We start from the raw sequence: 23428 nt of genomic DNA, 5'->3' as shown, positions 1-23428 counted from the left end.
TCGAAAAAGACTGCCTTATTCTACCACGAGGCGCGTGGTGGCGGTGCCGCACTGCACCGCGTAAACTCCTGCGGGCAGACCCGTTAGGTCGAGCGGCAGCGTACCGGTATGCGCCGCCAAAACCTGCTGGCGCACACTGCGGCCGAGCATATCGCGCAGTAACACCGGCCGGGCCGAAGACGCTTCCGTCAACGAAAGCAACGCACTCGCCTGGGCGGGGTTGGGATGGAGCATCATGGAAGTAGCATCGGCTGATGGGCGCGATGCTGTAGGTGTTTGGATGGTAAATGCCGTGTTGCTTGTGACGGTGCCGTTGGGCGTAACGATGCGCAAACGGCCACTAATGGCCCCAGCAGGTACCACAATACCCGTAATCTGCGTGCCTGCGGCATTTACCGTAAAGCCGCTGCTGACGGTGCGGTTGCTCGTGCCATCAAATACCACGGCCACGGCGCCTTGCAAATTGGAGCCATTGAGGGAAATGGTGCTGCCGATGGCCCCACTGCCCGGCGCGGTGGTGGTAACGGTTTGGGCCAGCGGCGGTGAACTCAACAATACGCTTACCGACGCCGACGAATTTGTGGTGACAATGTCTAAACGACTATCGTTGTTGACATCGGCCAGTGCCACTCCCCACGGGGAACTGGCCGCACCCGTCGAGTAAATAAAAGGAAGGCTGAAGCCGCCCGGGTAGCCCAGCAGCACTCCGGCGGCATTACCCCAGGGTGTAGCCAACACAATATCGGCCCAGCCATCGCCATTGACATCGCCAGTGGTCAGCCCGTCCGCTTCGAAGCCAGGGGCGGTATAGTGAGTGACGGGGCGAAGCAGCCCGCCGGCCTGGCCCAGAAGCACGCCCACGGTTGCTGTATTGGTCGTATCGCCGGTGGTGGCAACAACGTCGAGCTGACCGTCGCTATCTACATCGGCCAGGGATATGCCAATCAGGTAAATGGCTGTGCTGAAAAGTCGGCTCTTGAAGGCGCTGTAGTTCACGGCTGGCGCAAACCCGCCGGCCTGCCCAAGGAGGACGCCGATGGTAGCCGATTCGCAATTGCCCGTGACGATGTCGAGCCGTCCATCGCCATTGAGGTCACCCAGCGCTACGGAAAAGGGCTGGCTATTTGGCCCGGTCGAGTACAGCGTGGCGCGGGCAAAGCCACTCGCCTGGCCCAGCAGCACGCTCACGTTATTCGTGCCAAGGTTGGCCACCACAGCATCGAGCCGGCCGTCGTTGTTCACATCGCCCAGCGCAATTTGTTGGCTTATGCCTCCCAGTGTCGGGTAGGAAGTTGTCGCGCCGAATCCACCCACTTGTCCCAATTGGACGCCGACCGCAAACGGCCCGGCATACGACGTAACCAGGTCGAGCCGACCGTCCTGGTTCATATCCCCTAAAGCCAGTCCGAATGAGCCCGAGGCCGCCGGATATGCCGTAGGTGGACTAAAAGAACCGCCTGATTGGCCCAGCAACACACTGGCCGTATGCAAGCCGCCATTGTTATCGCCGGCTACAATGTCCAGTACCCCATCGCCGTTGATGTCGCCCAGCGCCAGCCCATATGGCCGGGTGCCGGCTACTGTTGGGTAGGTGGCTGCCGGGGCGAAGGGCTGGGCCCATGCCGCCGAACTGGCGGCTGACACATTCAGCAAAGCACCAAAGACGCATGCCCGGCTGTAGCGGGCAAAAGATAGTAGCGGTAAGTTCATAGCCGGAAAGGAAAGACAAAAGCTTATGCGAAAGGTAATAGCTGGCGGCTAATGCTGATTAAATGAATTCAGCGGCTGTTTCTTGCAGCAAAACCAACTCCTGCCTGCTGGCGCCGGGGCACCAAACCGCAGAATACGGACGTTGTAGCCCCGCCCAACCCGACCTTTACCGCATGATTCGTCGCTTACGCCTGTGCTTCCCCCTGGTGGGCCTGCTCGTCGCGGCGCTATTCATGGGCAGGCAGGAGGCGCGGGCGCAGGCGCGGCCCATCAAAACCGGCGAAGCGCCGCCGCCCAGCACCCGGCGCTGCCGCTGGGTACGCCTCGCGCCGGGCCGCGACACGACCAGCTTCGCGCTGCTGGATTCGCTGACGGTGGTGCCGTCGTCGGTGGTTATTAACGGGCGCGGGGCCGACTATGATGGCCGTACTGACCGCTACCGCTGGGTGCGGCCCGCGCCACGCGACAGCAGCGGCGCGGCGCGGCCCGATTCCATTCTGGTATGCTACCGGGTGCTGCCGCTGCGGCTCACGGCGGCCCGCTTCCGGCGGCCCCGTAGCCTGATGGACAGCCTGGGCTTCCGGCAGGTGATTTCGCGGTACGAGGATTTCTCGGTGAAGGAGCAGATTCTGAACACGCCGGGCGTGAGTAAGACGGGCAACCTGAGCCGGGGGCTGAGCTTTGGCAACACCCAGAATGTGTTTGTGAACTCGGCCCTGAACCTGCAATTGGAAGGCCAACTGGCCGAGAACATCCATCTCACGGCCGCCATTTCGGACCAGAACGTGCCCTTCCAGCCCGAAGGCAATACCCAGCAGCTGCAGCAGTTCGATAAAATCTACATTACTCTCACCAACCCCAACTGGAACCTGACGGCCGGCGACGTGGTACTGCGCAACAAGCCCGACTACTTCCTGCGCTACTACAAAAACATTCAGGGCGCGGCCGTGGAGGCCAATTTCGGCCCGCCCATCGTGGGCCTGAGCGGCTTCGGGGCGACGCAGGGCGTGGCCAATGCCGTGTTTCTGAACGGCGTGGCCGGGCAGGTGCCGGGCGGCGGCGTGGCCGGGCCGTCGCCGGCTACGCTCAACCCGCCGGCCATCAGCCAACCCCAGCTCACGGACCCCAACCGGCAGGTGCCCGGCACCGCCGCGCCGCTGGGGGGCGACCAGGCCGGGGTGACGGGCAAGACGGTGAGCAGCGCCGGGGTTCGCCGGGGGCTGGCGTGGCGCTCGTCCACGTCGGTGGCGGGCGGGGTGGCGAAGGGCAAGTTTGCCAGCATTCAGGTGCCGCCCATCGAGAACGTGCAGGGGCCGTACCGGCTGAGCGGGCCAAATGGCGAGCAGTTCATCATCGTGCTGGCTAATTCGGAGAAGGTGTATCTGGATGGCCGCCTGCAAAGCCGGGGCTTCGATGCCGATTACACCATTGATTATAACCTGGCCGAAGTCACGTTCACGCCGCGCCACCTCATCACCCGCAACTCGCGCATTAAGATTGATTTCGAGTATTCGGACCTCAACTATTCCCGCTCGCTGGTGGCCGCCAGCCACTACCAGCAGCTGGGCCGCCTGAGCGTGCACGCCAACCTCTACCAGGAAGCCGACAACCCCGACAACGCGCCCAACCTCAACCTGAACGATACCCTGCGCGCCGCCCTGCGCCGGGCCGGCAACGTGGCCGTGGCCACCGCCACTGGCGGCGATTCGGTAGCTTACGACCGCCGCATCGTGCAGTACCACCGCGAGCTGCGGCTGGTGGGCAGCCAGCGCGTGCCGGTGTTTACCTACGTGGGGGCCGATTCGCCGATTGACTCGTTGCGTGGCTCCTACACGGTACGCTTCACGGATGTGGGCCAGGGCAACGGCGACTATGAGCGCAGCACCAATCCGCGCTTCCTCACCACCAACGGCACCGTGTACGAGTACCTGGGGCCGGGCCTGGGCCGCTACCGCCCGGTGCGCCTCGTCCCCACGCCGCTGCTGAAGCAGATGGTGACGGCCGGCGTGAGCTACCAGCTGGACAGCAGTACGACGGTGTTTGCCGACGTGGCCCGCTCGCGCCTCGACCGCAACCGCTTCTCGCCCGAAAGTGACCAGGACGGGGCCATGCACATCGGCTACGCCGTGCAGGACCGCCGCCTGCCCACCGCTTTGGCGACGGGGGTTCTGAAGGATTACCGCCTGCGCTCCACGCTTGACTACGAGTACACGGGCAAGCGCTTTTCGCCGATAGACCGCTACCGGGATATTGAGTTCGACCGAAACTGGAGCAACGTGAGCACCACGGCCACCACCGGCACTACCCCGGTGGCGCGGGAGGATAACATCTTCAATTTCAGCGCAGGGATTAATAAAGATGCAAATAATGGTGTGAACTACCGCCTCAGCCGCCGCTTCCGGCCGGGCGAGGTGAACGGCCTGCAGCACTGGCTGGACGCAGCCCAGAAAGTGGGCAACCTGGAGATGCGCGGCTCGCTGTTTCTGCTGAATTCGGATGCCGGGCGCTTCCATTCCAACTGGGCGCGGGGCGAGGCCACGGGGCGTTTTGTGGGCGGCCGCATCGTACCCGGCTACGCCTATCGGTTCGATAAAAACCGGGTGACTTCCGCTACCACGGACACCATTCGCTCGGCCAATTATTTTGATGAGCACGACGTGTTTATTCAGAGCCGCGACTCGGCCCGCACCCAGTTCCGCCTCGACTACACCTACCGCCGCGACCAAACCCCCAACGCCGAGCAAAACGCCCTGCAACGGCGCGGCACCGCCCAAACCTGGCAGGGCACGCTGGCCTCGCGCCTGGGCAAAACCCAGGATATCCGGGTATTGGGTACCTACCGCGACCTTGACTCCCTAGGCCTGGCGCGCAACCGCACGGTGCTGGGCCAAGTGTTCTACAACGCCGGCCTGCTGCAAAACCAGATTCGTTCCGAGCTGAACTACAGCGTAGCCACCGGCCGCGAATTGAAACGCGACTACTCGTTTCTGGCTGTGCCGGCCGGGCAGGGCACGCACTACTACGCCGGCGACTTGAACGGCAACGGCCGCGAAGACAAAGACGAGTTTTTCGAGGCCCAGACGCCGGACGCGCAGTACCGCACCTATATTAAAGTCTACCTGCCCACCACCGACTACATCACCGCCTTCACCAACCGGCTGGCCTACCGCCTCACCACGGCTGCCCCGCGTGGCTGGCGCGAGGCGGGCGGCTGGCGGGCGGCGGTATCGCGCTTCGCCACGCTCACCAGCATCACCGTGGACCGGCGCACCACCGACCCGTCGGTGCTCAAGCGGCTTAGCCCCTTCAGCTTCGATAAGGAGGACAACCAGCTGCTGGCGTTCAATCAACTGTTTCGGAATACGCTGTATTTCAATCGGTCGAATCCGATTTTTGGGGCCGAATTCACAGTGCAGCAGACGCAGCAGAAGACGCTTTTGGCACAGGGCTCCGATTTGCGCAACCTCACCACTCAGAGTCTGTTGCTGCGGCGCACGCTGGCAACCTCGTTCACGGGCCGGCTCACGGGCTCGCGCGACATCCGCGAAGCTACCAGCAGCTACCTGCTGGCCCGCAACTACCGCCTGCTGATTTATGCCATCCAGCCCGAAATCAGCTACCAGCCCACGCCCTCCCTGCGCCTGACGGGCACCTACGCCCACACCTTCAAGCAGAACACGCTTGATGCGCCCCTGGCCACGCTGCCCACGCCCACGCCGGCCGAAACCCACCCCGGCCTCTTCGATGATTTGGGCCTCGAAGCCCGCCTGAGCCAGGTGAGCAAGCGCACCATTTCGGCCGCCACGCACTATACCCGCGTACAGTTCGACGTGGACCCCGCCGCGCTCAACTCCGTGGTGGCCATTGAAATCCTCAACGCCCTGCGCCCCGGCAGCAACTTCACCTGGAACCTGAACGTGGAACAGCGCCTCAGCAACGGCCTCAACATCACGCTGGCCTACGACGGCCGCAAAGCCAGCAACCTCAACACCGTGCATACCGGCCGCATGCAGGTAGCGGTGCTGTTTTAAGGCCGAAACCCTAGCGGGCCAGTGCCATCCGCTGCTTGGCCGCCCGCGCCGCCAGCCCGGCCGTGAGTTCGCGCTGCTTGAAGCACAGTGGCAGCGAAGTGCCGGAGCGGAAGGCGCGCACCGTGATTTCGGCGCAGGCGCGGGCGTCGCTCAGCGCATCGTGGTGGCTGAGGGGAATGCCAAACTGCCCGGCCACGTGGTCGAGCTTATGACGCTCGAAATGGGGCCAGCACACCTTGGCCAGCTTCACCGAGCACAGGGCGTGGAAAGCGGGAATGGGCAGGCCAAAATCGCGGCAGCTGTATTCAAGCACGCTCACGTCGAAGGCGGAATTGTGGGCCACCACGGGTTGGTGGTGCAGGTAGGGCAGGAGTTGGGGCCACACGTCGGACAAGCTGGGGGCGTGGTGCAACTCGGCTTCCGAGATGCCGTGCACCTGCTGGTTGCGCCAGTCTACCCGCAGCACGCGGGGGCGGAGCAGGGTGGCATAGGTTTCCACAATCTGGCCGCCGCGCACCCGTACCACGCCCACGGCGCAGGCGCTGTCGCGCCGCTCGTTGGCGGTTTCAAAGTCGATGGCCGTAAAGTCGAGGTTGGCCAGCGCCCGGGTAATTTCTGCTTGCATAATAGGCAAGTTAGCCGCTACTGGGCTAATCTGAACTATTGCCCCGGGGTTATTGGGCAGCGGGCAACAGCGGGGCAGCCGCATCGCAGCACACGTCGGGCACCTCGAAGTAGCGCTCCATCACGCCGTTGATGTTGCCCGCACAGCCCGGTGTGAGGTCGATATCAAACTCAAGGTCTGAACTGAACTGGCGCAGCGGAGCCAGTACCCGGCCGTAGCGCAGGCGCAACGGCGGCAGTACGACTTGTGGGGTGCCAGCGCGGTGCGCCGCCCGCAGCGTGGCAAAACGGGCTTGCATCTGGGCATCAAACGGGGCGGCACTGGTGGCTAGCTCTCGCCATGCTTCCGGCGTATGGCCGGCTCCGAACACGCCGACGAAGAGCAATAGCAGCAGCAGTTGAATCGGTAGCTGCCGGGCGTTGCCCGCGTTAGCAGCAGGCGGTAGCTGTTGTCCCGCCAGCCACCCCAGCCCAGCCGTGGAGAGCAGGAACACGAGCAAAATTTCGTTCTGAGCCCGGGGCAGCGGCGGCCCAACCACAAGATGGCGGAACAGCAGAAAGCCGATGAAATTCAGGGCGCCAAAAGCCAGTAGTACCGCACCCCATTGCCGGCGGGAAAGCGGGCCAGCTAGGCCGTCAGCCAATTGCTGGCGGCCAATCCACAGGCCGGCCACCCCAGCCGTCAGCGTGCTCAATACAACTAGCGGTTTGCTTAAAAACAATACCATCGAATAAGCGGCGCGGGGCCCTAGCACCAGCCAGCGGTAGGCGTGGTAGGGGTCGGCGGGCGGGGCCATGGCGGCCACGCGTGCCCAGTTGCCGGGAGCTGCTGCCGCCAGCGCAACGGCTGCCGCCCCGATGCCAAGCCACAGCAATAGCTTGGGTCGGGACGCTTTGGGCATTGCAAAGCCCAGCAGCGCCAGCACGGGCACGGCCTGCACCAGCGTTAGCTCGTTGCCGGTGAGGGCCAGCACCAGCGGCAGGCAGGCCAGGCCCGCGTTGCGCCATCGCGCTGCCTCCGGCCCCCAGCCGGTTCGCAGAGCCAGGGCCGTGAAATTCAGCAGTCCCATCAGCGGCAGTTGATAGGCCACGATGCCGCAAAACCAGTACAGAAAGGAAAACGGCGACGGCGCGGCGTTGCAGAACAGCGCCAGCAGCAGCCCCGCCGCCCACAGTGCCTGCCCCCAGGAGTTAACTATTCGCAAACCCGTGTGCCCCAGCGCCCGCAGCAAATGCGCCAGGCTGGCCCACTGCGCAACAAACGCCGCGGCTGCGGCCACTTTCACGCCGCCCAGCCAGCCGTAGGCCACGGGGTTCAGCATCGTCATGATGAAGGTGGTGGTGAAGCGCCCGGTCCAGGTTTGAAACAGCCACAACTGCACGCCCCAGGTGCCGTGCTCCCGCATCCAGTACGCGTTGCGGAAATCGTCGAAAAACGGCTGATTGAATGCGGTGAGTAGCAGGAAGGGCAGCAGCGCCAGGACGATGCCCATGCGTGGGAGCAGCAGACGTAACGAAGAAGTAGGCAAAGTAAGAATGGTGTAGAGCCGCATACTTGCGGCTCGTCGGGCGTGCCGTCATAACGGGTTCAGCGTCGCCGTTCAAGCGAAGGTCAGCGAAGCTAACGACAAGATGCAAAGATGCGGCTCTACAGCCCGGCCAGTTTGCGGGCGGCTTTCACCACGGCCAGCTCGGCCTGGCCGGCAGGGGCCTGCGCGGCATCCAGCGTGGCGCGCGTGGCGGCCAGCCACGCCACGGAGGGCGCCTGGCCGGTTTGCAGCTGCGTGAGGCGCTCCAGCACCACGGTCGCCACGGCAGCGAGTCGGGTGGATAGCGGGCCGTATTCCGTCAGGCTTGGGTTGGCAGCGAGCAGGGGTTGGAGCAATACATCATTGGCCTGCCAGCGCACTGCCTGGGCCCGTAACGTGGCAATTTGGCGCAATGAGGCTGGTAGCCAGTTAGGCGAAGCTGGCTTGAACGCCACCACGCTATCTACCAGTGCGCCGAAGCGGCGCGCCACTTCCGACTCGGCCGGCGCGGCGTCCACCAGGCGGTTCAGCGGGGTGTCGGTAGTGTAGTTGAAGCCTTGAAAATTGCGTTTGTATTCCTTCACCGGCTCAATCACCTCGGCCAGGGTGCGCAGCGGAACCACGTTGCTGGTGCCGGCCATCTGCTTCAGCAGCAGCTCGGGTACCCGGCGGTGCCGCAGGCCCAGCGTTTCGAGCTGAGGGGAAAGAATGTTCAGCCGACGGTACATATCGGCCACGCTCTGAGTCGCGGCCTGGGGCGACCACAGCCGCTCGGCCACGGCCGCCGCCCGGGGCCAGATGCGCGAATCGAGTACCACCGAATCAGCGTATTCGGCCCACATGGCGGCCTCACCGCCCAGCACCAGCTTTTGTTCGGCAGGAGTAAGGGGCGTGTCGGGTGGCAGCGGGTCCATGATATAGGAACTGGCCGCGGTCAAATTCAAGTCCAGATAATAGCCACTCGAAAGCAGTACCGGATGGCCAAGCTTTGCCGCGTCGTTCAGGCCCTTTTTGCCGCGCCAGCTTTGGATAACGGCTTCTTTCGGTAAGTCGGGGCCGAGGATTTCATCCCAGCCAATCATGGTTTTGCCGCGCTGTTGCAGCAGCACCATCACGCGGCGGTTGAAATAGGTTTGCAGCTGGTGCTTGTCCACGGTTTTGCCGTCGGCCTTCACCATTTTGTGGGCCTGCATCCAGGCCACAATGCGCGGCGTGCGGCGCCAGTTGCGGCCGTCGTTCTCATCGCCGCCGGCGTGGAAATACGGGTCCGGAAACAACGTCGTCATCTCCGTCAGCAGCGAATCGAGGAAGGTGTAGGTGGTTTCGCGGGTGGGGTCGATGGCCACGTTGGTGGTGCGCCACTTTGTGTAAGGCGCGTAGGTTGAGTCGGCCGATTTCAGGCGTGGGTAGGCCACAATCCAGCTGGTGGTGTGGCTGGGCATGTCGAACTCCGGTACCACCCGTATGCCGCGCGCCGCTGCGTAGGCCACCACCTCGCGTACCTCGGCCTGAGTGTAAAACAGCCCGTCGGTGCTGCCCACCGTCTGCAAACGCGGAAAAACCTTGCTTTCGATGCGGAAGCCCTGGTCGTCGGTGAGGTGCCAGTGCAGCACGTTCAGCTTCACGGCCGCCATGCCGTCGAGGTTGCGCTTGATGACGGCTACGGGCATGAAGTGCCGCGCCGCGTCAATCAGCAGCCCGCGCCAGGCGAAGCGCGGCTGGTCGCGGATGTCGACTTCGGGCAGGTAGCGGCCTTTCTTATCGGTGCGCGGCAACTGCTCCAGCGTGGCCAGCGCCCGCAGCACGCCCAGGCTGGTGGGCGCGTCGATGCTCACGCCCATCGGCGTCACGCGCAGCGAATACCGTTCCTCATCAAACAGCTCGGGCCGGCCCACCCGCCCGTAGCGGATTTGCAGGGTGGCCGGGCCCCCTGTTTTCGTGGCCGGCGACAAGCGGCCGATGGTGCGCCCCACCGCATCCGCCACCGCCGGGTCTACCGGAGTTGGCAACAGCGGTTTCAACGCCGTTTTTAGTGATAAACGCCCCTGACCATAGTTGGCTTCGGCAGGCAATGGCAGCAGCGTCGGGGCGATTTGAGCCATAGCCGGGCGCGTCAGCAACCCCAGCAGTGCTAATAGCCATATTGCCCCTTTGCTCACCATTTTATCCGCCTTCCGCATCATGTTCAGTTCAGAATGATTTTTCCGTCGCCTACAAATAGTCGTCCACAACCGGAGGTTAGCGGAGCTAAAGACCGTGAAATCCGTGCTCTATCCGACAAATCCGGGATTTATATCAGGCCCCGGGCTTTGAATTCCAGGTACTTATTAATGGTGTTGGCCGTTAAGTCCTTTGGCGCAGTCAGCAAGGAATAAATGCCGTAACGCTGCAATTCGAGCACAATCTGGCGCTTTTCCTGGGCGAATTTCTCGGCTATGGTCTGGTTGTACACGTCTTCGGTCGTGTCGGCCGGGGCTTCGAGGAAGGCCCGCAGCTCGGTGTTTTCGAAGAACACCACCAGCAGCAGGTGGTCTTTGGCCAGGCGGCGCAGGTAGGGCAGCTGGCGCTGCATGCCGTGCAGCGTCTCAAAATTGGTGAACAAAATCAGCAAGCTGCGCTGCTTGATTTTGGCCCGTACCGTGGCGTAGAGCAGCTCGAAATCGGTCTCGAGGTACTTGGTTTTCTGGCGGTAAAGAATTTCCAGGAGCTTCAGCAGGTGGCCGGGTCGGCGGTCGGCAGCCAGCGCCGCGCCGGGGCGGTTGGAGAAGGTGAGCAGGCCCGCTTTGTCGTGCTTGAGCAGCGCAATGTTGCTGACCACCAGCGTGGCATTGATGGCGTAATCGAGCAAGCTCAACCCGTCAAACGGCATCCGCATCACGCGGCCTTTGTCGATGAGGCAGTACACCTGCTGGGCGCGTTCGTCCTGGAAATGGTTCACCACCAGCGCATCGTGGGCGCCGGTGCCGGCCCGGCGAGCGGTGCCCTTCCAGTTGATGCTGCGCGGGTCGTCGCCGGCCACGTAGGGTCGGATTTGCTCGAACTCCATGCTGTGGCCCACGCGCCGGATGCGCTTCACACCCACGTCCGTGAGGCGGTTGTGGATGGCCAGCAGCTCGTACTGCCGCATTTGGAGGAAAGAAGGGTACACCGGTACCACCTTGCCCTGCTCGTAGCGAAACCGCCGCCGCACCAGCCTCAGCGGCGAGGCGGCGTAAATATTCAGCGCCCCAAACGCGTACTCGCCGCGCTTGGTGGGCCGCAGCTGGTAATCAATAATCTGCGTCTCGCCAGATTTGATGGCCGTTTCGAACAGCACATCGCGCCGCTGAAACTGGTGCGGAATCTCATCAATCGTTTCGGTCTGGATGGGAAACCGGTAGCGGTTTTCGAGGTAAATCCGCACGTCATTGTCCGAGCCATTGGCCAGCTTCTCGCCCAGCACCCGCCGCCCGAATACCGGTGCGGCCTGCCCTTTCACGGGCGCATACAGCAGCAGCGCATCAAGCAGGGCCAGCACCACAAACAGGCCAAGCACAATTTTCATCGGCCCCAGCAGCCACGGCAGAAAAAAGGCCACCACGAAGCCGGTGGCAATGGCCGCCAGCATTTGGAAGAAACGGGAGGTAAGAAAGAGCGTCAAGGGTAGCCAGTGTGAAGGGAGAGGCAATATTCGGCAATTTCACACCAAACCACGGCGCAGCGTAGTGCGGACTTTTAGTCCACGTCCCCACGCCGTCGAAATCGTTCGGGGACGCGGACTAAAAGTCCGCGCTACACTACACTGCATTACACCGCGCTGCGCACGATGCCGCCGTCCACGCGCAGGGCCGCGCCGTTGATAGCCCCGGCCAGCGGACTGGCCACAAACACGGCAAAATCAGCAATTTCCTTGGGCTGGATGAGACGGCCAATGAGCGACGTGGGCCGGTTTTCGGCCATGAAACGGCGCTCGGCGGCGGCGTAATCGGCTTCATTGGGGAATACCTGGCGGATGAATTCTTCCACGCCGGGCGTGTGCGTCGAGCCGGGCATGAGCGTGTTCACCGTTACGGCGGTGCCTTTGGTGAGCTCGGCCAGGCTGCGCGAAATGGAGAGCTGCATGAGCTTGGTGGCGCTGTAATGGGCCATTTCGGGGGCCGGGTTCAGGGCCGATTCGCTGCTGATGAAAAGGATGCGGCCGGTGTTGCGGGCCAGCATGCCGCGCAGGTAGTGGCGGCTCAGGCGCACGCCACTCATCATGTTCACCTCGAATAGCCGCTGCCAGGCTTCGTCGGTGGTATCAAAGAAATCGGTGGCCTCGTAAATGCCCAGGTTGTTGATGAGCACATCCACTTCGGGGTATTGCGCGATGGTGCGGGCAGCGCCTTCCGCCGTGCCGTTATCAGCAGCCAAGGGCAACAGCTGCGCTTTCGGAAACTCCTGCTGCAGCTCGGCAATGGCCTGGGTCACGCTGGTTTCGGAGCGGCCGTTGATAATTACTTTGGCCCCTTCGCGGGCGAAGGCGCGGGCCATTTCCAGGCCAATGCCGCCGGTAGAAGCGGTGATGAGAACAGTTTTATCAATGAGTTGAACGTCCATGATGCAGCAAGTGGGGGATTAAATCAGCCGGGCGAAATGCGGGCTGGATGAGGCATAAACCGCGATGGCCGTTCCCGGTTATCGCCGCCGCAATTCGTCGCGCACAGTCATCAGGGCAAACCCCAGAAGATTTGGCCCCAGCCAGCGGCCCGGGTTAACTACATCGGCTGAGTCGGCGGCCAGCCCAATGCCCCAAATGGTATCCACCGGACTGGCTTCGACCAGCACCCGGTCGTTGGTAGAAAGCAGGAATTTAGCCAGATTCTGATGCTGCCCAAACTTGTGCAGGTTGCCGGCTATCACAATTTCAACCTTGCGCGCTTCCCATATTTCGGGCTCGAAATTCTGAATTTCACGGCCCAGCTTTTTGGCTTCGGCCGGGCTTTTGGCGGCTAGAATTTGAGCCAGGATGTTATCGTCATCAAATAACCGCGCTTTTTCAGCCATCATCCAATGCTCGGTTGAGCGGTAGGTGATGCCCTCGACCACAAAATCGGCCAGCCACCACTGGCTCAGGCAGGATTTGGTGATGGTGCCGTCCTTGCTGGGCTGGTTACCCCAGAAGAACAGGTACTTGACACGGGCATCCTGCGCCAGCTGGTCAAGGAGCCACTCGGTGGAATACTTCATGCTTACCGCGGTACTTCCACGCTCTGGATAATCTGCTTCACTACCTCATCCGGCGTGCCGCCTTCCATTTCGCGCTCCGGTGTGAGCATGATGCGGTGGCGCAGCACGCTGGGGGCCAGGAATTGCACGTCTTCGGGCGTCACGAAGTCGCGGCCGCGCAGGGCAGCCAGGGCTTTGGCACCGTTCAGCAGGGCCAGCGAGGCGCGGGGCGACGCGCCCAGGTACAGTGACTTGTGCGCCCGCGTCTGGCCCACCAGCTTGGCGATGTATTCCAGAATATTGGCTTCCACGCGCTGCTGGCGCACCTGCTGGCGCAGCTGGGCCAGGTCGGCGGCGCTCAGGATGGGCTGCACGGCCTCCAGATTGGTGCTGCCCTGGCCGTCGTGGTGGCCGGTCAGAATCTGCACTTCCTCGGCCAGCGTGGGGTAGCCCACGTGCAGCTTGAACAGGAACCGGTCGAGCTGGGCCTCGGGCAGGCGGTAGGTGCCTTCCTGCTCGATGGGGTTCTGGGTGGCCAGCACCAGAAAGGGCTCCTGCATGGCGTAGGTGGTGCCGTCCTGGGTCACGGTGCGCTCTTCCATCACCTCAAAAAGGGCGGATTGCGTCTTGGCCGGCGCGCGGTTGATTTCGTCAATCAGCACCACGCTGGCGAAAATAGGGCCGGGCCGAAACTCGAAATCGGCCTTATTTTGCCGGAATACGGAGGTGCCCAGCACGTCGCTCGGCATCAAATCGGGGGTGAACTGGATGCGGCTGAACGGCACGGCCAGCGTGCGGGCCAGCAGCTTGGCCATGAGGGTTTTGGCCACGCCGGGCACACCTTCGAGCAGCATGTGGCCGTCGGCCAGCACGGCGGTGAGCAGCAATTCCAGCAAATCGGTCTGGCCCACAATGATTTTACCGATTTCCGTCCGGATAGCGGCCGTCTTGGCCGTAAGGCGGGCGAAGTCGGTGCGCGGGGCGAAGGCCGCTTCGGGCGCGGCGGTAGTCACACTGGCAGTTTCGGCGGGCACCGGAGCCGCGTAAGATTCGGGCGATGCCGGGGCGGGCGAGTGGGGAGTCGGGTCGAGGTTTTCGGGTTCCATCTACAAAGTGCTGGCGTAGCCAAGTAAGGTCTGAGCGGTTTCGTCGTCGGCGCAAACCTGCCGCAGGTCGGTAAGAATTTTTTTGGCGTATTCGGCCGCAACGAGATTTTTGTGGTAAAGCGTGAGGTCCTGTAGGAGTTCGGCCAGGGCGTACCAGTCAAGGTCGGCCAACAGGTCTTTTTCCTCGGGTAAACCTTGTTTTTTGAATACGTGGGTGTCCCAGCGGTACTTGATGAGAACGGCGAGCTTAGCGACGGTGAGCATGGCAGGCATCGGTTAGCGGTGGGCTTCGCGTTTGAAATCGGTCAGCGCCCTGCTTAATTGCAGCAATTGCTGGTCGTTCATCTGCGGGGCGGTGCGGGCGAAATTTACCAGCCGCAACAACTCATCAACGCGCGGTCGGGCGAGTCCGGATTTCTGGCTGAGCCGCTCCCGGAAGTCCTCATCGCCAAAATCCGGGCTCGTTTCCTGGAAATGGGTGCGCAGATAATCCATAAACAGCCCCACTTTTTTCTCCGCAATCAGCGCGTGGCTACTGCCCTGGCGGTAGAGGCTGGCCACCGTGCGCGTAAACAGCAGCGTGGTATTGGGCAGCGGCTTGAGCGTGGGAATGATGCGCTGCCGCCGCCGTGCCTCCACCAACACAAACAGGATTCCGCCGATGATAAGCAGGTACCAGGCCGTGTTCAGCGCTTCGTGGCCGCTCACGAGGCGTAGCAGCGACTGGTCGCCGAGGCGGCCCTGCTTCTGATATTCGTCCCACCACGTGGGCCGGGCGGGCAGGTAGGAGAGGGCCGTGGCCGAAAATTGGCTGCTGGCGGGCCGCAGCACAAACTGGTTGGTGAAGGCAATGGGCACCGAGCACAGGTACACGTGCCCGCGCCCATAGTCGAGGCGCACGAACACGGGGCGGCCCTGCGCATCAGTGGCCAGGGCGCGGCCCACGCGGCCCGAATCGACCACGAAGCGCACGTTGGCATCGCCGCCGGGTAGGCGGTAGCGCGGTCCGGCCAGGGCGGGATTTGTGAAGCGCACCGTCACTGAGTCGGGCACGGGCAGGCCGCTCGGGCCGGCGTGGGTGGGCAGCTTCACGGTGCGGGTGCGGACGCCCAGCGTGTCGAGCAGCGCACTGGTGGAATCGCCAAAATTCTCGGCCACGATGAACACGTCGTTGCCGTTGGCAATGAAGCGCAGCAGGGCGTGCGCATCGGCTTTGCCCGCTTCAAACGCGGTGTTCACAAACAGGTAGTTGGCGCGGGCGTGGCGCAGGTGGTCAGCTACCCAGTCGCGTTCGGGTTCCTCCTCCTCGTCCGCATCTTCGCCCTTAGTTTGGGCAGCGGTGTCCGTCGTGATTTCGTTGGCCTCAGCGTCTTCCTCCGAAGCAGCCGGTGCATTGGTTGAAGCGGCTGCCGTAGAATCAGAAGTAGTTTCAGTTTCAGGATTTGAACTGGAAGAATTTGTTTCTGAATGCTTTGAACCAGCATTAGGCGTGGTGGTAGCGGTCGAGTCGGGTGCTGGCTCGGGGCGGGATTCGGTGGTGATGGTGCGCGTCTGAGATTCGGCCAGCGCGTCGGTCACTTCCAGCGAGACGCCGGTAAGCTGGTTGTAGATGGGCAGGCGCGTGGTCTGGACGGAATCGGTGCCGAGCAGGCGCGGCAGCTGGTCATACAGCACGTAAGTGCCGTAGGGAATTTTGTCCTTGTTGATGAGCGTGGGGCGCCAGTCCACCGGCTTGGGCCGGTAGTATTCCAGCGCCACGTAGGCCCCAAACAAGGCCAGCAAACCCAACAGATACCAACGGAAAGTCGAGGTCATAAGGCGGGGAAATTACTCAGGCGGCGCGCCGGGCGGCACTGCTAACCAGTGTTTGAAAAGCCCGCTGCCCGGCCCGCACTCGCTCATACAGCGGCCCCGACAGGGCGAGCTCGCCGTACCACACAAACTCGAACTGCCGGGTGATTTCGCGAAAATCGTCGCGGATTGAGCTAGTGGGCGGCAATTCGGCCAGGTAGGCGTGGTTGGTTTTGTCGGGCTGCCAGTTGATGAGGCCGCGGTCCGACAGCGTTTTTAGCAATTGCAGGTAACCCAGGCGCACGGCCAGCCGCCAGTTGCCGGCCGCCTCAGCCTCGGCAAGGCGGGTAGCAAAATCCACTTCGTGAATGTTCTCGGTGACGGTGTCGTAAGCCAGGGGCGCGCGGCGGGGCGAGCGACCAAATAGGGCCGTGAAGTCGATTTGCAGCAACTTGAGCACCACAAACACGCCCGCGCCCAGAAACAGCGCGTAGAACACCCAGCGCCAAAAATGGCTATAGCTGCGGCTGTTCAGCCACTCGATAACCGTCTGCCACACCCGCGCCCAAAACAGGCTCCAGGCGCTTTGCTCGGCGCGGGTGGCGGGCTCCACGTACTGAAACTCGCGCTGCCCACGCAGCTCCCGCAGGCGGGCGGCATCGGGGCGGCGCTGCTGCGGGGCGGGACCGGCATCGGGCGGCAGGGGCCGGGTGGCGGTGGGCCGTTCGGGCGCATCGGGCCGGGCAGCCCGGGCCGGGGCGGCCAGCACCAGCAGCAGCAGTAAAGCCCGAAACCAGGAAGAAAAAACAGCCACGAAGGAAAAAGGGAGTAGGAAAGAAGGATGGGGTATCAGCCAGTTAGTAAGGGCAGTGGCCTAAATGAAAGCTAGTATTCTCCTTCGTCATCAGGCCGGTAGTCGGTGTTGTGAACGGGGACGGGGGGCCGACCAAGCTGGTCCACCATGTGGCGCAGGCCGATGCCGTCACGGCGCTCCACTAGGTTAAAGTACTGGAAGGCAATGGCCAGCAGGATGGGCGGGTAAATCAACAGGTTGAGCACCCCGCCGAGCGTGGTAAGCACAATGAGCAGCACGCTGAAGTTTGGGTTGGCGCCGTCGGTGCCCAGCGCGCCGCGCGCCATGCCCAGCGTGAGGCCGCCCGCCATGGCCCCCACCACCGCAAACAAAATCCCGAGCATAAACAACATGATGAATAGCAGGCCAAAAGTCGACCACCACTTGCCCTTAATCAGCTGCAGGCAGCGGCTCAGCGTGGCGCCGAAGCCACTGCCTTCCATCACCTTCACCACAAAAAACAGGCTGAACGCGACGGACAAGTAAATGCCCGGTATCGCGAGCAGGAAGAAGCCAATTATAATCAATATCGCCAGTCCGAAATAGGAGAGGAACGAGCCCAGAAAATGCTCCTTCACTCCCTGCCACACCTCGCCCGGCATGATAGGCTTGTCCGTAGGGGCGGGGTGCATGCAGAGCTTCACGTAGCTGTACACGGTGAGCACCAGCAGTGTAGCAAAAGCAAAGCTGACGGATATGTTGAGCCAGTACAAGGGCGTGCCCGTCATGCGGCCCATCAGGGCTAGTTGCTCCAGCGCGGCCGTGTTGGGCGAGTAGCGGGTGCCGGAGCGCACCGCACCCAGCGTTTCCTGCAGCATCTGCTGTTGCAGCACGGCGGCCGCCACGCCCCGCAGCAGCGCCGCCGGCAGCACAATGTAGAGCAAGGCCCGCCCCAGGCCCCGCCAGTGGGCGCCGATGAATTCAAACGTGGCCGAGAACTTCTGGCCAAAATCCCGCTGCTGGCGAAAATCAGATTCCTGGGTAAAAGGTAAGCGCATCATGAAAAGAATGAAAAGGAGGAAATAAAACCCAGGATGACCGGCCTAGCGGCCCACTGCCGCTGGTGGTACGGCCAGCACCGCGCCCTGCCGCCGCAGCCGCCACGGATACCAGCCGAAGTACCACAGAATGAACGCCGCCGAGCCGCCGATAATGGCCACGCTGGCCGCCACCGGCATCTCGGTGTGGCGCGTCACAAAGCTTTCCAGAAAGCCGGCCAGCATGAAAATGGGTACCAGCCCCAGCGCCAGCTTACCGCCCTCGCGGGCCGCGTGCCGGAACGACTCGGCCCGGCTGTGCGTGCCCGGAAACAGGATGCCCCGGGCCATGACAAAGCCCGCGCCGCCGGCCAGTACAATGGCCGAAATCTCCAGCGTGCCGTGAATCCAGATGGTGAGCACCGAAGCAGCCAGAACGTGCTGCTTGTAGAAAAAATACTGGAACGACCCCAGCATCAGTCCGTTGTAGAACAGGGCCACGCCCGTGCCCAGCCCCGCTGTGATGCCCATGGCAAAAGCCGTGAGTGCCACCTTGATGTTGTTGAAGGTGATGAAGAGGAACATCGACGTTTCCTCGTCGCTCTTGTAAATGGCCATCGGGTCGCCCCGGTGAATGTTTTCCAGCGTCTGGTTCACGTAGCCGTCGCCGAGAATGCTGCGCACGAAGGTGTCGTCATACGCCGCTGAGAGGGCGCCCAAGGCCGTGCACAGCACAAAAAATAGCAGCGTCCAGGCCAGCACGCCCTGGTGGCGGCTCACCACCAGCGGCAGTTCACGCGCCCAGAAGTGGCCGAAACGGCCCCGGGCCTCGGCTTTGTTCTTGTAGATGGCTTGGTGCAGCTTGCCCGTGAGCGTGTTGAGGTAGGCCGTGGTGGGCGACTCCGGGTAGAAGGTTTGGGCGTAGGCCAGGTCATCGGTCAGGGCTACGAAGCGGGCGGCCAGCTCGTCGGGATTAGTGGCGGGCGTGGTTTCGTATTGCTGCCAGCGGGCTTGGTTTTGCCGCAGGAAAAGGGCTTCGCGCATGGGGCGTGGAATAGGACCTTAAAGGTAGCAAAAGCGGCGATAGTAGCAGAATATCAGAAAAAAAGAGGCCCGGCGGCGTGCGCTGCCTGGCTGGTTATATGCCTGGGTTTGCCGTACTTTTCGCGGCCGAATCCTGGCCCCCACATTATCCTGCTACTATCGGCCCGCTCATGAGTACCATTCGCATTCAGACCACCCAAAACGTTTCCCTGGAGTATGAAATTGCCAGCGCTGGCGACCGCATCCTGGCCTCGCTTATCGACTACGGCCTGTATTTCGTGTGGTTTATCGCCTGGAGCGTACTCAACGGCGAGTACCACCTCAGCCCCGGCGGCCGGGCGGGCCAGGTGATACCCCTGCTGCCCACCACTTTCTACATGCTGGCCTGCGAGGTGTTTTTCAACGGCCAGACGCTGGGCAAAAAAGCCCTTGGCCTGCGCGTGGTGCGGCTGGACGGCACCCGCGCCGGCCTCGGCGACTACCTGCTGCGCTGGCTGCTGCGGCCCATCGAAATTGTGGCCACCTCGGGCGTGGTGGCCCTGATTACCATCCTGCTCAACGGCCGGGGGCAGCGCCTGGGCGACCTCGCAGCTGGCACCACCGTCATCAGCCTCAAAAAGCGGCCCAGCTACGCCACGCCTCTGGCCGGGGAGGTGGCGGCCATCGCGGGCTACCAGCCAGTATTTACGCAGGCCGCCGCGCTGTCCGACCACGACGTGGCGCTCATTCGCAAGCTGCTATACCACGGCAGCAAGCAGGAAAATTACCTTTTGCTGAATGAGGTGGCGAACAAGGTGAAAGCCATCACCGGCATTCAGACCAGTTTGCAGGACGGTCCTTTTTTGAAAACCATTCTACGCGACCACGCTCACCTGGCGGTGCACGGTTCCGTTTAAGCCTAGGAAATAAATTCCATAAAAAAGGCCCGCTGAATTTCAGCGGGCCTTTTTTGTGTGGGGCTAACCGGCGGTTATTCCCGCTCTACGCGCAGCATGGTGGCGCTGCCGTCGGGCAGTTGCAGGCGCACCAGGTAGAGGCCGGCGCGCAGGGCGGCGGCTTCGTTCCAAGTGAGGGTGCTGGTGCCAGCGGCCACACGGTCTACGGTGCGGTGCAGCAGCAGGCGGCCGGCCACGTCATAGAGGTCGAGGTCCATCTTGGGCTGGGCCGAAGGCAGGTTCAGGCGGAGCTGCAGGCCCTGCGCGCCAAAGGGGTTGGGCTGGGCCGTGAACTCGCTGGCCTGGGCCAAACTGGCTTTCTGGGCCGATACCCCGTTGGGCAGCAGGTAGGTCGTCACCGATTGCGTGCTTTGCAGGGCGTTGGAACCGTTGCGCAGCTCCACAACCTGATTGCCGCCGCAGCCATTGATAACCTGGATATCGTCAACGAACCAGCCCTCGAAAGTGCCGGGGCTGCCGTTGTCGGTGCGGGTGCGGAAGCGCACGAGCATCGGCATGCCCGCGAAGGAGCGCAGGTCGAGCGCCGAACGGATGAAGCCGGCGGTACCCGTCACGCTCCGGCCCGAGAAGCATTTCTGGCCGGGGGCCGTGGTGCTGGCATCGAAGGTGCTGTTGTAGCCATTCTGAATCCAGAGGGTAGCCGGGTTCTGCCAGGTGGTGCCGTTGTTGGTAGATATTTCCACGGTGCCGCCGTCGTAGCTGCCCTCAAAGTCGAAATAGTGGTAGAACGAGAGCACCGACAGGCCCGTGGGCGTGAACGGGGTCGAGGTCAGCACGAAATCGGTGGGGATGGCCGGGGCCGTTGCCCACCACGAGGTGGTGCCGCTGTTGGCGTGTGCGGTGCTGGTAGCCCAAGTGGAAGTGCCGGTGATGGGCTGAGCAGCGAAACCGCCCGCCGTGTTGGCCTCCCGGTTGTCGTTGACGGGCGTAACCGGGGCGCAGGAGCTGGCGGCCGCGGCCTGGCCCAGGAAGCGCAGTGTGCGCGTCTGGCCCGGAGCCGTGAACGTAATGTTGCTGAACGTGACCTTGTTGCCTACGAGCGTGCCGCCCGTGGTGCTGCTCACAAACTGCATGCCCGTGGGCAGCTCGTCGGTGAGGGTGTAAGGGGCTGTAGGCACGCTGCAATTGCAGGCCAGCTTGTACTCGTTGCTAAACGTGTTGCCGGAAACCAGCGGCGTCACTTTTTGCAGCGTCACGGGCGGCGGCATGTCGAAAGCTGCCGTTTGGTCGGTGGCGCTTCCCGAAGAGCCTTCCACGGCGCTGTAGCCCATGCCGCGGCGGGCAAACGCGTTCCAGATGGTGCAGTGGTACTGGCCCTGGTAGAGCAGCGAATCGGCAGCCAGGATGGCGTCGCGGGCGTCGAGGAAGCCAGGCTGGCAGGGCTGGAGCTTCATGCCTTGCAACACCAGCTGCATGGCAATGTTGTTGCCGCCGTTGGCGGCGCCATTATACAGGTTGGGCTCGATGCGGCCGCGCTGCTGAATGATGTTCCAGGTCATATCCCACAGCGTCGCGCACCAGATTTCGCCAATGGCGTGTACTTCGGGGTTGGTGGCCACGTTGGCGTACGTCAGCGGGTTTACCGTGAGGTTGGTGGAGTAGGGGTAGCGGCGGATGCCGCTGCCGGTGGCCGTCTGGCCACCGGCGTAGGTGCCCACGGGGCGGGCGTTGGGGCCGTCGGATAGGGCCGCCGTGGTCCAGTCGGTGGTCAGCATCAGCGCCAGGTAGTCGCTCCAGCCTTCGCCGCCTTGCTCGGCGTTGTTGAGGCAGCTGCTGTTGGCGGGGCCGCCCGTGAGGCGGGTGCTCACGCCGTGGCCGTACTCGTGCACCATCACGCCGTTGTCGAAGTCACCATCCAGCATTGGGCCGGGAGCCGCCGCACGGGGCAGCGTTACTTGGATGTTGTTGGTAATCTGGGCTACCAGAGCGGCACCATCGGCCTGCGAAATCATCACCGAAGGAATGGTAACCGTATTGTCGCTACCACCCATTACCGAAGGAGCACCGGCCACATTGTTTATCACAATGGCAGCTGTGGCACCGGCCAGCTGGGCGTTTTTCACTTTCACCGAGAAATTACAGTTGCCCCGGTAAATCAACGCGATTTTGCCGGTAAGCGCCGTGGCGGTGGTTGCCACGCAGCCTTGGTTACCCGCGTCGTTGTACAGTGCCAGCTGCCCCGAGATGGGACCCAGCGTGGCAAGGCTGTTGTTGGTGCTGAAGCCACCTTCAACGGCCGGATAGCTGCCGGCCACGGTGCTGGGGGCCGTTACTATCAGCGAGTAAGACGGGGTAGCGGCACTCCAGAGGTACATCTGCATGCGGCCGCTGCTGCCGTCGGCCGGCGTGCTGAAGTTGGCATTGTTAGTGCCGAGGCCGTCCTGGGCTTCAGCTTTCACGTAGTCGTTGCCGTTGCCGCCCCGGCCCAGGTTATCGGCCTGGAAGTTGCCGGCGGCCTCCGTGAAGCCGTACTGATAGGTAATGTCGTGGATGATGTTGTTCCAGTAGAACAGGTTCACCACGGCCGCGTTGCGGTTGGTGGTGCCGCCGGGAGCGAGGGTGAAGTCGGGCGTGTAGTTGAAGCTGAGAGCTGGCGCGGTCGTTTGCGAGTTGGCGTAGTTGCCCGGCGCGTTGGTATTAGCGGCGTCGTCGTAGGCCGCCACGTTGTTGCCCCGCGTGAAGGCATAGTTAGTAGTGCCGTCGAAATTCCAGCCGTAGGTGGTGGCGTTGTTGGTGGCCCCGGCTTTCAGCCACGGGTCGGTATCGGTCTGCAGGCCATTGGTGGCGGTAGGCCGCTCCCGAGGGAAAGGAATTACCAGGAAGGATGACGAGGTGGTAGTAGGCGGCGGGGGCAGAAGCTGTGCAGTCTTTGCAACTGCGGCTACTGCGCCTTTTGCGGCCGTAGTAGCGGGCCGGGCGTGGGGGGCGGCGGCCTCGCTCACGGTCCAGTTATCCTTGCTCACGAAGGCCCCGGAGGCAGCATCTATCCGCACGTTCCACCAGTCGGGCGAGCCGAGCAGGTCGATGTTCACGTTCCAGGTCAGGTGGGCCTTGCCGGCCTCATCAAATGCCCAGGTCAGGCTGGCCACAATGTCGTGCCGGGCCACGCCGCTGGCGGCGAAGGTCTGGCGGGCTTCGGGGCCATTCTCTTCCGTGAGGCGGAGCGGGGTAGCGGCGAATGGCCGCTCCAGGTGTTGCAGCGCGCGGCTCACGGCCACTGCAGCCGTGATGGCTGGCGTGGCGGACACACCGGCAAACTGCTTGGCCGACACAAATGCCCCGGTATGCGAGGCCAAGCGGCTGCCCACGAAGGCCAGCGACTGAATCTTGTTAAACACCGGAATTCCCTGGTACAGCTGCTGCACGTACATGTGCTCCAGACCGTTGGCATCGGCGTAGGCGCTGCTCATGCGTAGGTCGGCGGGCGCGAAGCCGGGGCCAGCCCACTGGCTGCGCACGGCCAGGGCCTTTTCCATGGCCTGTTGGGGGGCAAGGGACTGCGCGTGCAGCGCAGACAGCGGCAGCAGGCCGAGCAGGGCCAAGCTTAGCTTTTGAAAGGTAAAAGGTTTACTCACGGGCAAGAAATAGGTAGTGATGAAACGTTATGAAGCTCGGAAAAC

At 62.9% G+C, this 23428-nt stretch carries 16 protein-coding genes; 2 read left to right on the top strand and 14 right to left on the bottom strand.

The window, feature by feature from the left end; all coding sequences use genetic code 11:
* Positions 1–15 precede the first annotated feature (15 nt).
* Positions 16–1710, bottom strand: coding sequence for a T9SS type A sorting domain-containing protein (locus ACYVM5_RS01590; RefSeq protein WP_460616432.1), 1695 nt, complete (start codon positions 1708–1710; stop codon positions 16–18).
* 173 nt (positions 1711–1883) lie between these two features.
* Between ACYVM5_RS01590 and ACYVM5_RS01585 the strand changes: the two genes are divergently transcribed.
* Positions 1884–5741 (top strand): hypothetical protein, encoded by a 3858-nt coding sequence (locus ACYVM5_RS01585; RefSeq protein ID WP_460616431.1) that lies wholly within the window; start codon positions 1884–1886, stop codon positions 5739–5741.
* 10 nt (positions 5742–5751) lie between these two features.
* Here the strand turns inward: ACYVM5_RS01585 and ACYVM5_RS01580 are convergent, their stop codons facing one another.
* From ACYVM5_RS01580 to ACYVM5_RS01525, 12 genes are all read right to left on the bottom strand, one after another.
* Positions 5752–6366, bottom strand: a complete 615-nt coding sequence (locus ACYVM5_RS01580; protein WP_460616430.1) for a 3'-5' exonuclease — start codon at positions 6364–6366, stop codon at positions 5752–5754.
* A gap of 49 nt (positions 6367–6415) precedes the next feature.
* Entirely contained in the window at positions 6416–7894 is a 1479-nt protein-coding gene (locus tag ACYVM5_RS01575; protein ID WP_460616428.1) for a hypothetical protein, read from the bottom strand.
* 119 nt (positions 7895–8013) lie between these two features.
* Complete coding sequence (locus ACYVM5_RS01570; protein WP_460616427.1) at positions 8014–9996, bottom strand: beta-N-acetylhexosaminidase; 1983 nt, start codon at positions 9994–9996, stop codon at positions 8014–8016.
* A 188-nt stretch (positions 9997–10184) separates the two neighbouring features.
* Complete coding sequence (locus tag ACYVM5_RS01565; RefSeq protein WP_460617432.1) at positions 10185–11501, bottom strand: DUF58 domain-containing protein; 1317 nt, start codon at positions 11499–11501, stop codon at positions 10185–10187.
* Positions 11502–11680: 179 nt separating this feature from the next.
* Positions 11681–12472 (bottom strand): SDR family NAD(P)-dependent oxidoreductase, encoded by a 792-nt coding sequence (locus tag ACYVM5_RS01560; protein WP_460616425.1) that lies wholly within the window; start codon positions 12470–12472, stop codon positions 11681–11683.
* A gap of 78 nt (positions 12473–12550) precedes the next feature.
* Positions 12551–13102, bottom strand: a complete 552-nt coding sequence (locus ACYVM5_RS01555; RefSeq protein ID WP_460616424.1) for an NADAR family protein — start codon at positions 13100–13102, stop codon at positions 12551–12553.
* Between the two features lie 2 nt (positions 13103–13104).
* Positions 13105–14187: an AAA family ATPase gene (locus ACYVM5_RS01550; RefSeq protein ID WP_460616423.1), complete on the bottom strand. Its 1083-nt coding sequence runs from the start codon at positions 14185–14187 to the stop codon at positions 13105–13107.
* Entirely contained in the window at positions 14188–14451 is a 264-nt protein-coding gene (locus ACYVM5_RS01545) for a hypothetical protein (RefSeq protein WP_460616422.1), read from the bottom strand.
* 12 nt (positions 14452–14463) lie between these two features.
* Positions 14464–16002 (bottom strand): DUF4350 domain-containing protein, encoded by a 1539-nt coding sequence (locus ACYVM5_RS01540; protein WP_460616421.1) that lies wholly within the window; start codon positions 16000–16002, stop codon positions 14464–14466.
* A 16-nt stretch (positions 16003–16018) separates the two neighbouring features.
* Entirely contained in the window at positions 16019–16792 is a 774-nt protein-coding gene (locus ACYVM5_RS01535) for a DUF4129 domain-containing protein (protein WP_460616420.1), read from the bottom strand.
* 71 nt (positions 16793–16863) lie between these two features.
* On the bottom strand, positions 16864–17829 hold the full coding sequence (locus tag ACYVM5_RS01530) for a hypothetical protein (protein ID WP_460616418.1): 966 nt from the start codon (positions 17827–17829) through the stop codon (positions 16864–16866).
* 45 nt (positions 17830–17874) lie between these two features.
* Positions 17875–18852, bottom strand: coding sequence for a stage II sporulation protein M (locus ACYVM5_RS01525; RefSeq protein ID WP_460616417.1), 978 nt, complete (start codon positions 18850–18852; stop codon positions 17875–17877).
* Positions 18853–19022: 170 nt separating this feature from the next.
* Here ACYVM5_RS01525 and ACYVM5_RS01520 point away from each other — a divergent pair, with 170 nt between their 5' ends.
* A complete protein-coding gene (locus tag ACYVM5_RS01520; RefSeq protein ID WP_460616415.1) occupies positions 19023–19748 on the top strand; it encodes an RDD family protein in 726 nt (241 codons plus the stop codon).
* A 74-nt stretch (positions 19749–19822) separates the two neighbouring features.
* Here the strand turns inward: ACYVM5_RS01520 and ACYVM5_RS01515 are convergent, their stop codons facing one another.
* Entirely contained in the window at positions 19823–23383 is a 3561-nt protein-coding gene (locus tag ACYVM5_RS01515; protein ID WP_460616414.1) for a M36 family metallopeptidase, read from the bottom strand.
* Positions 23384–23428: the final 45 nt, after the last annotated feature.

It is taken from the genome of Hymenobacter ruber (assembly GCF_054783255.1).
The sequence above is the reverse complement of the archived record's forward strand: the minus strand, read 5'-3'. Positions and strand labels throughout refer to the sequence as shown.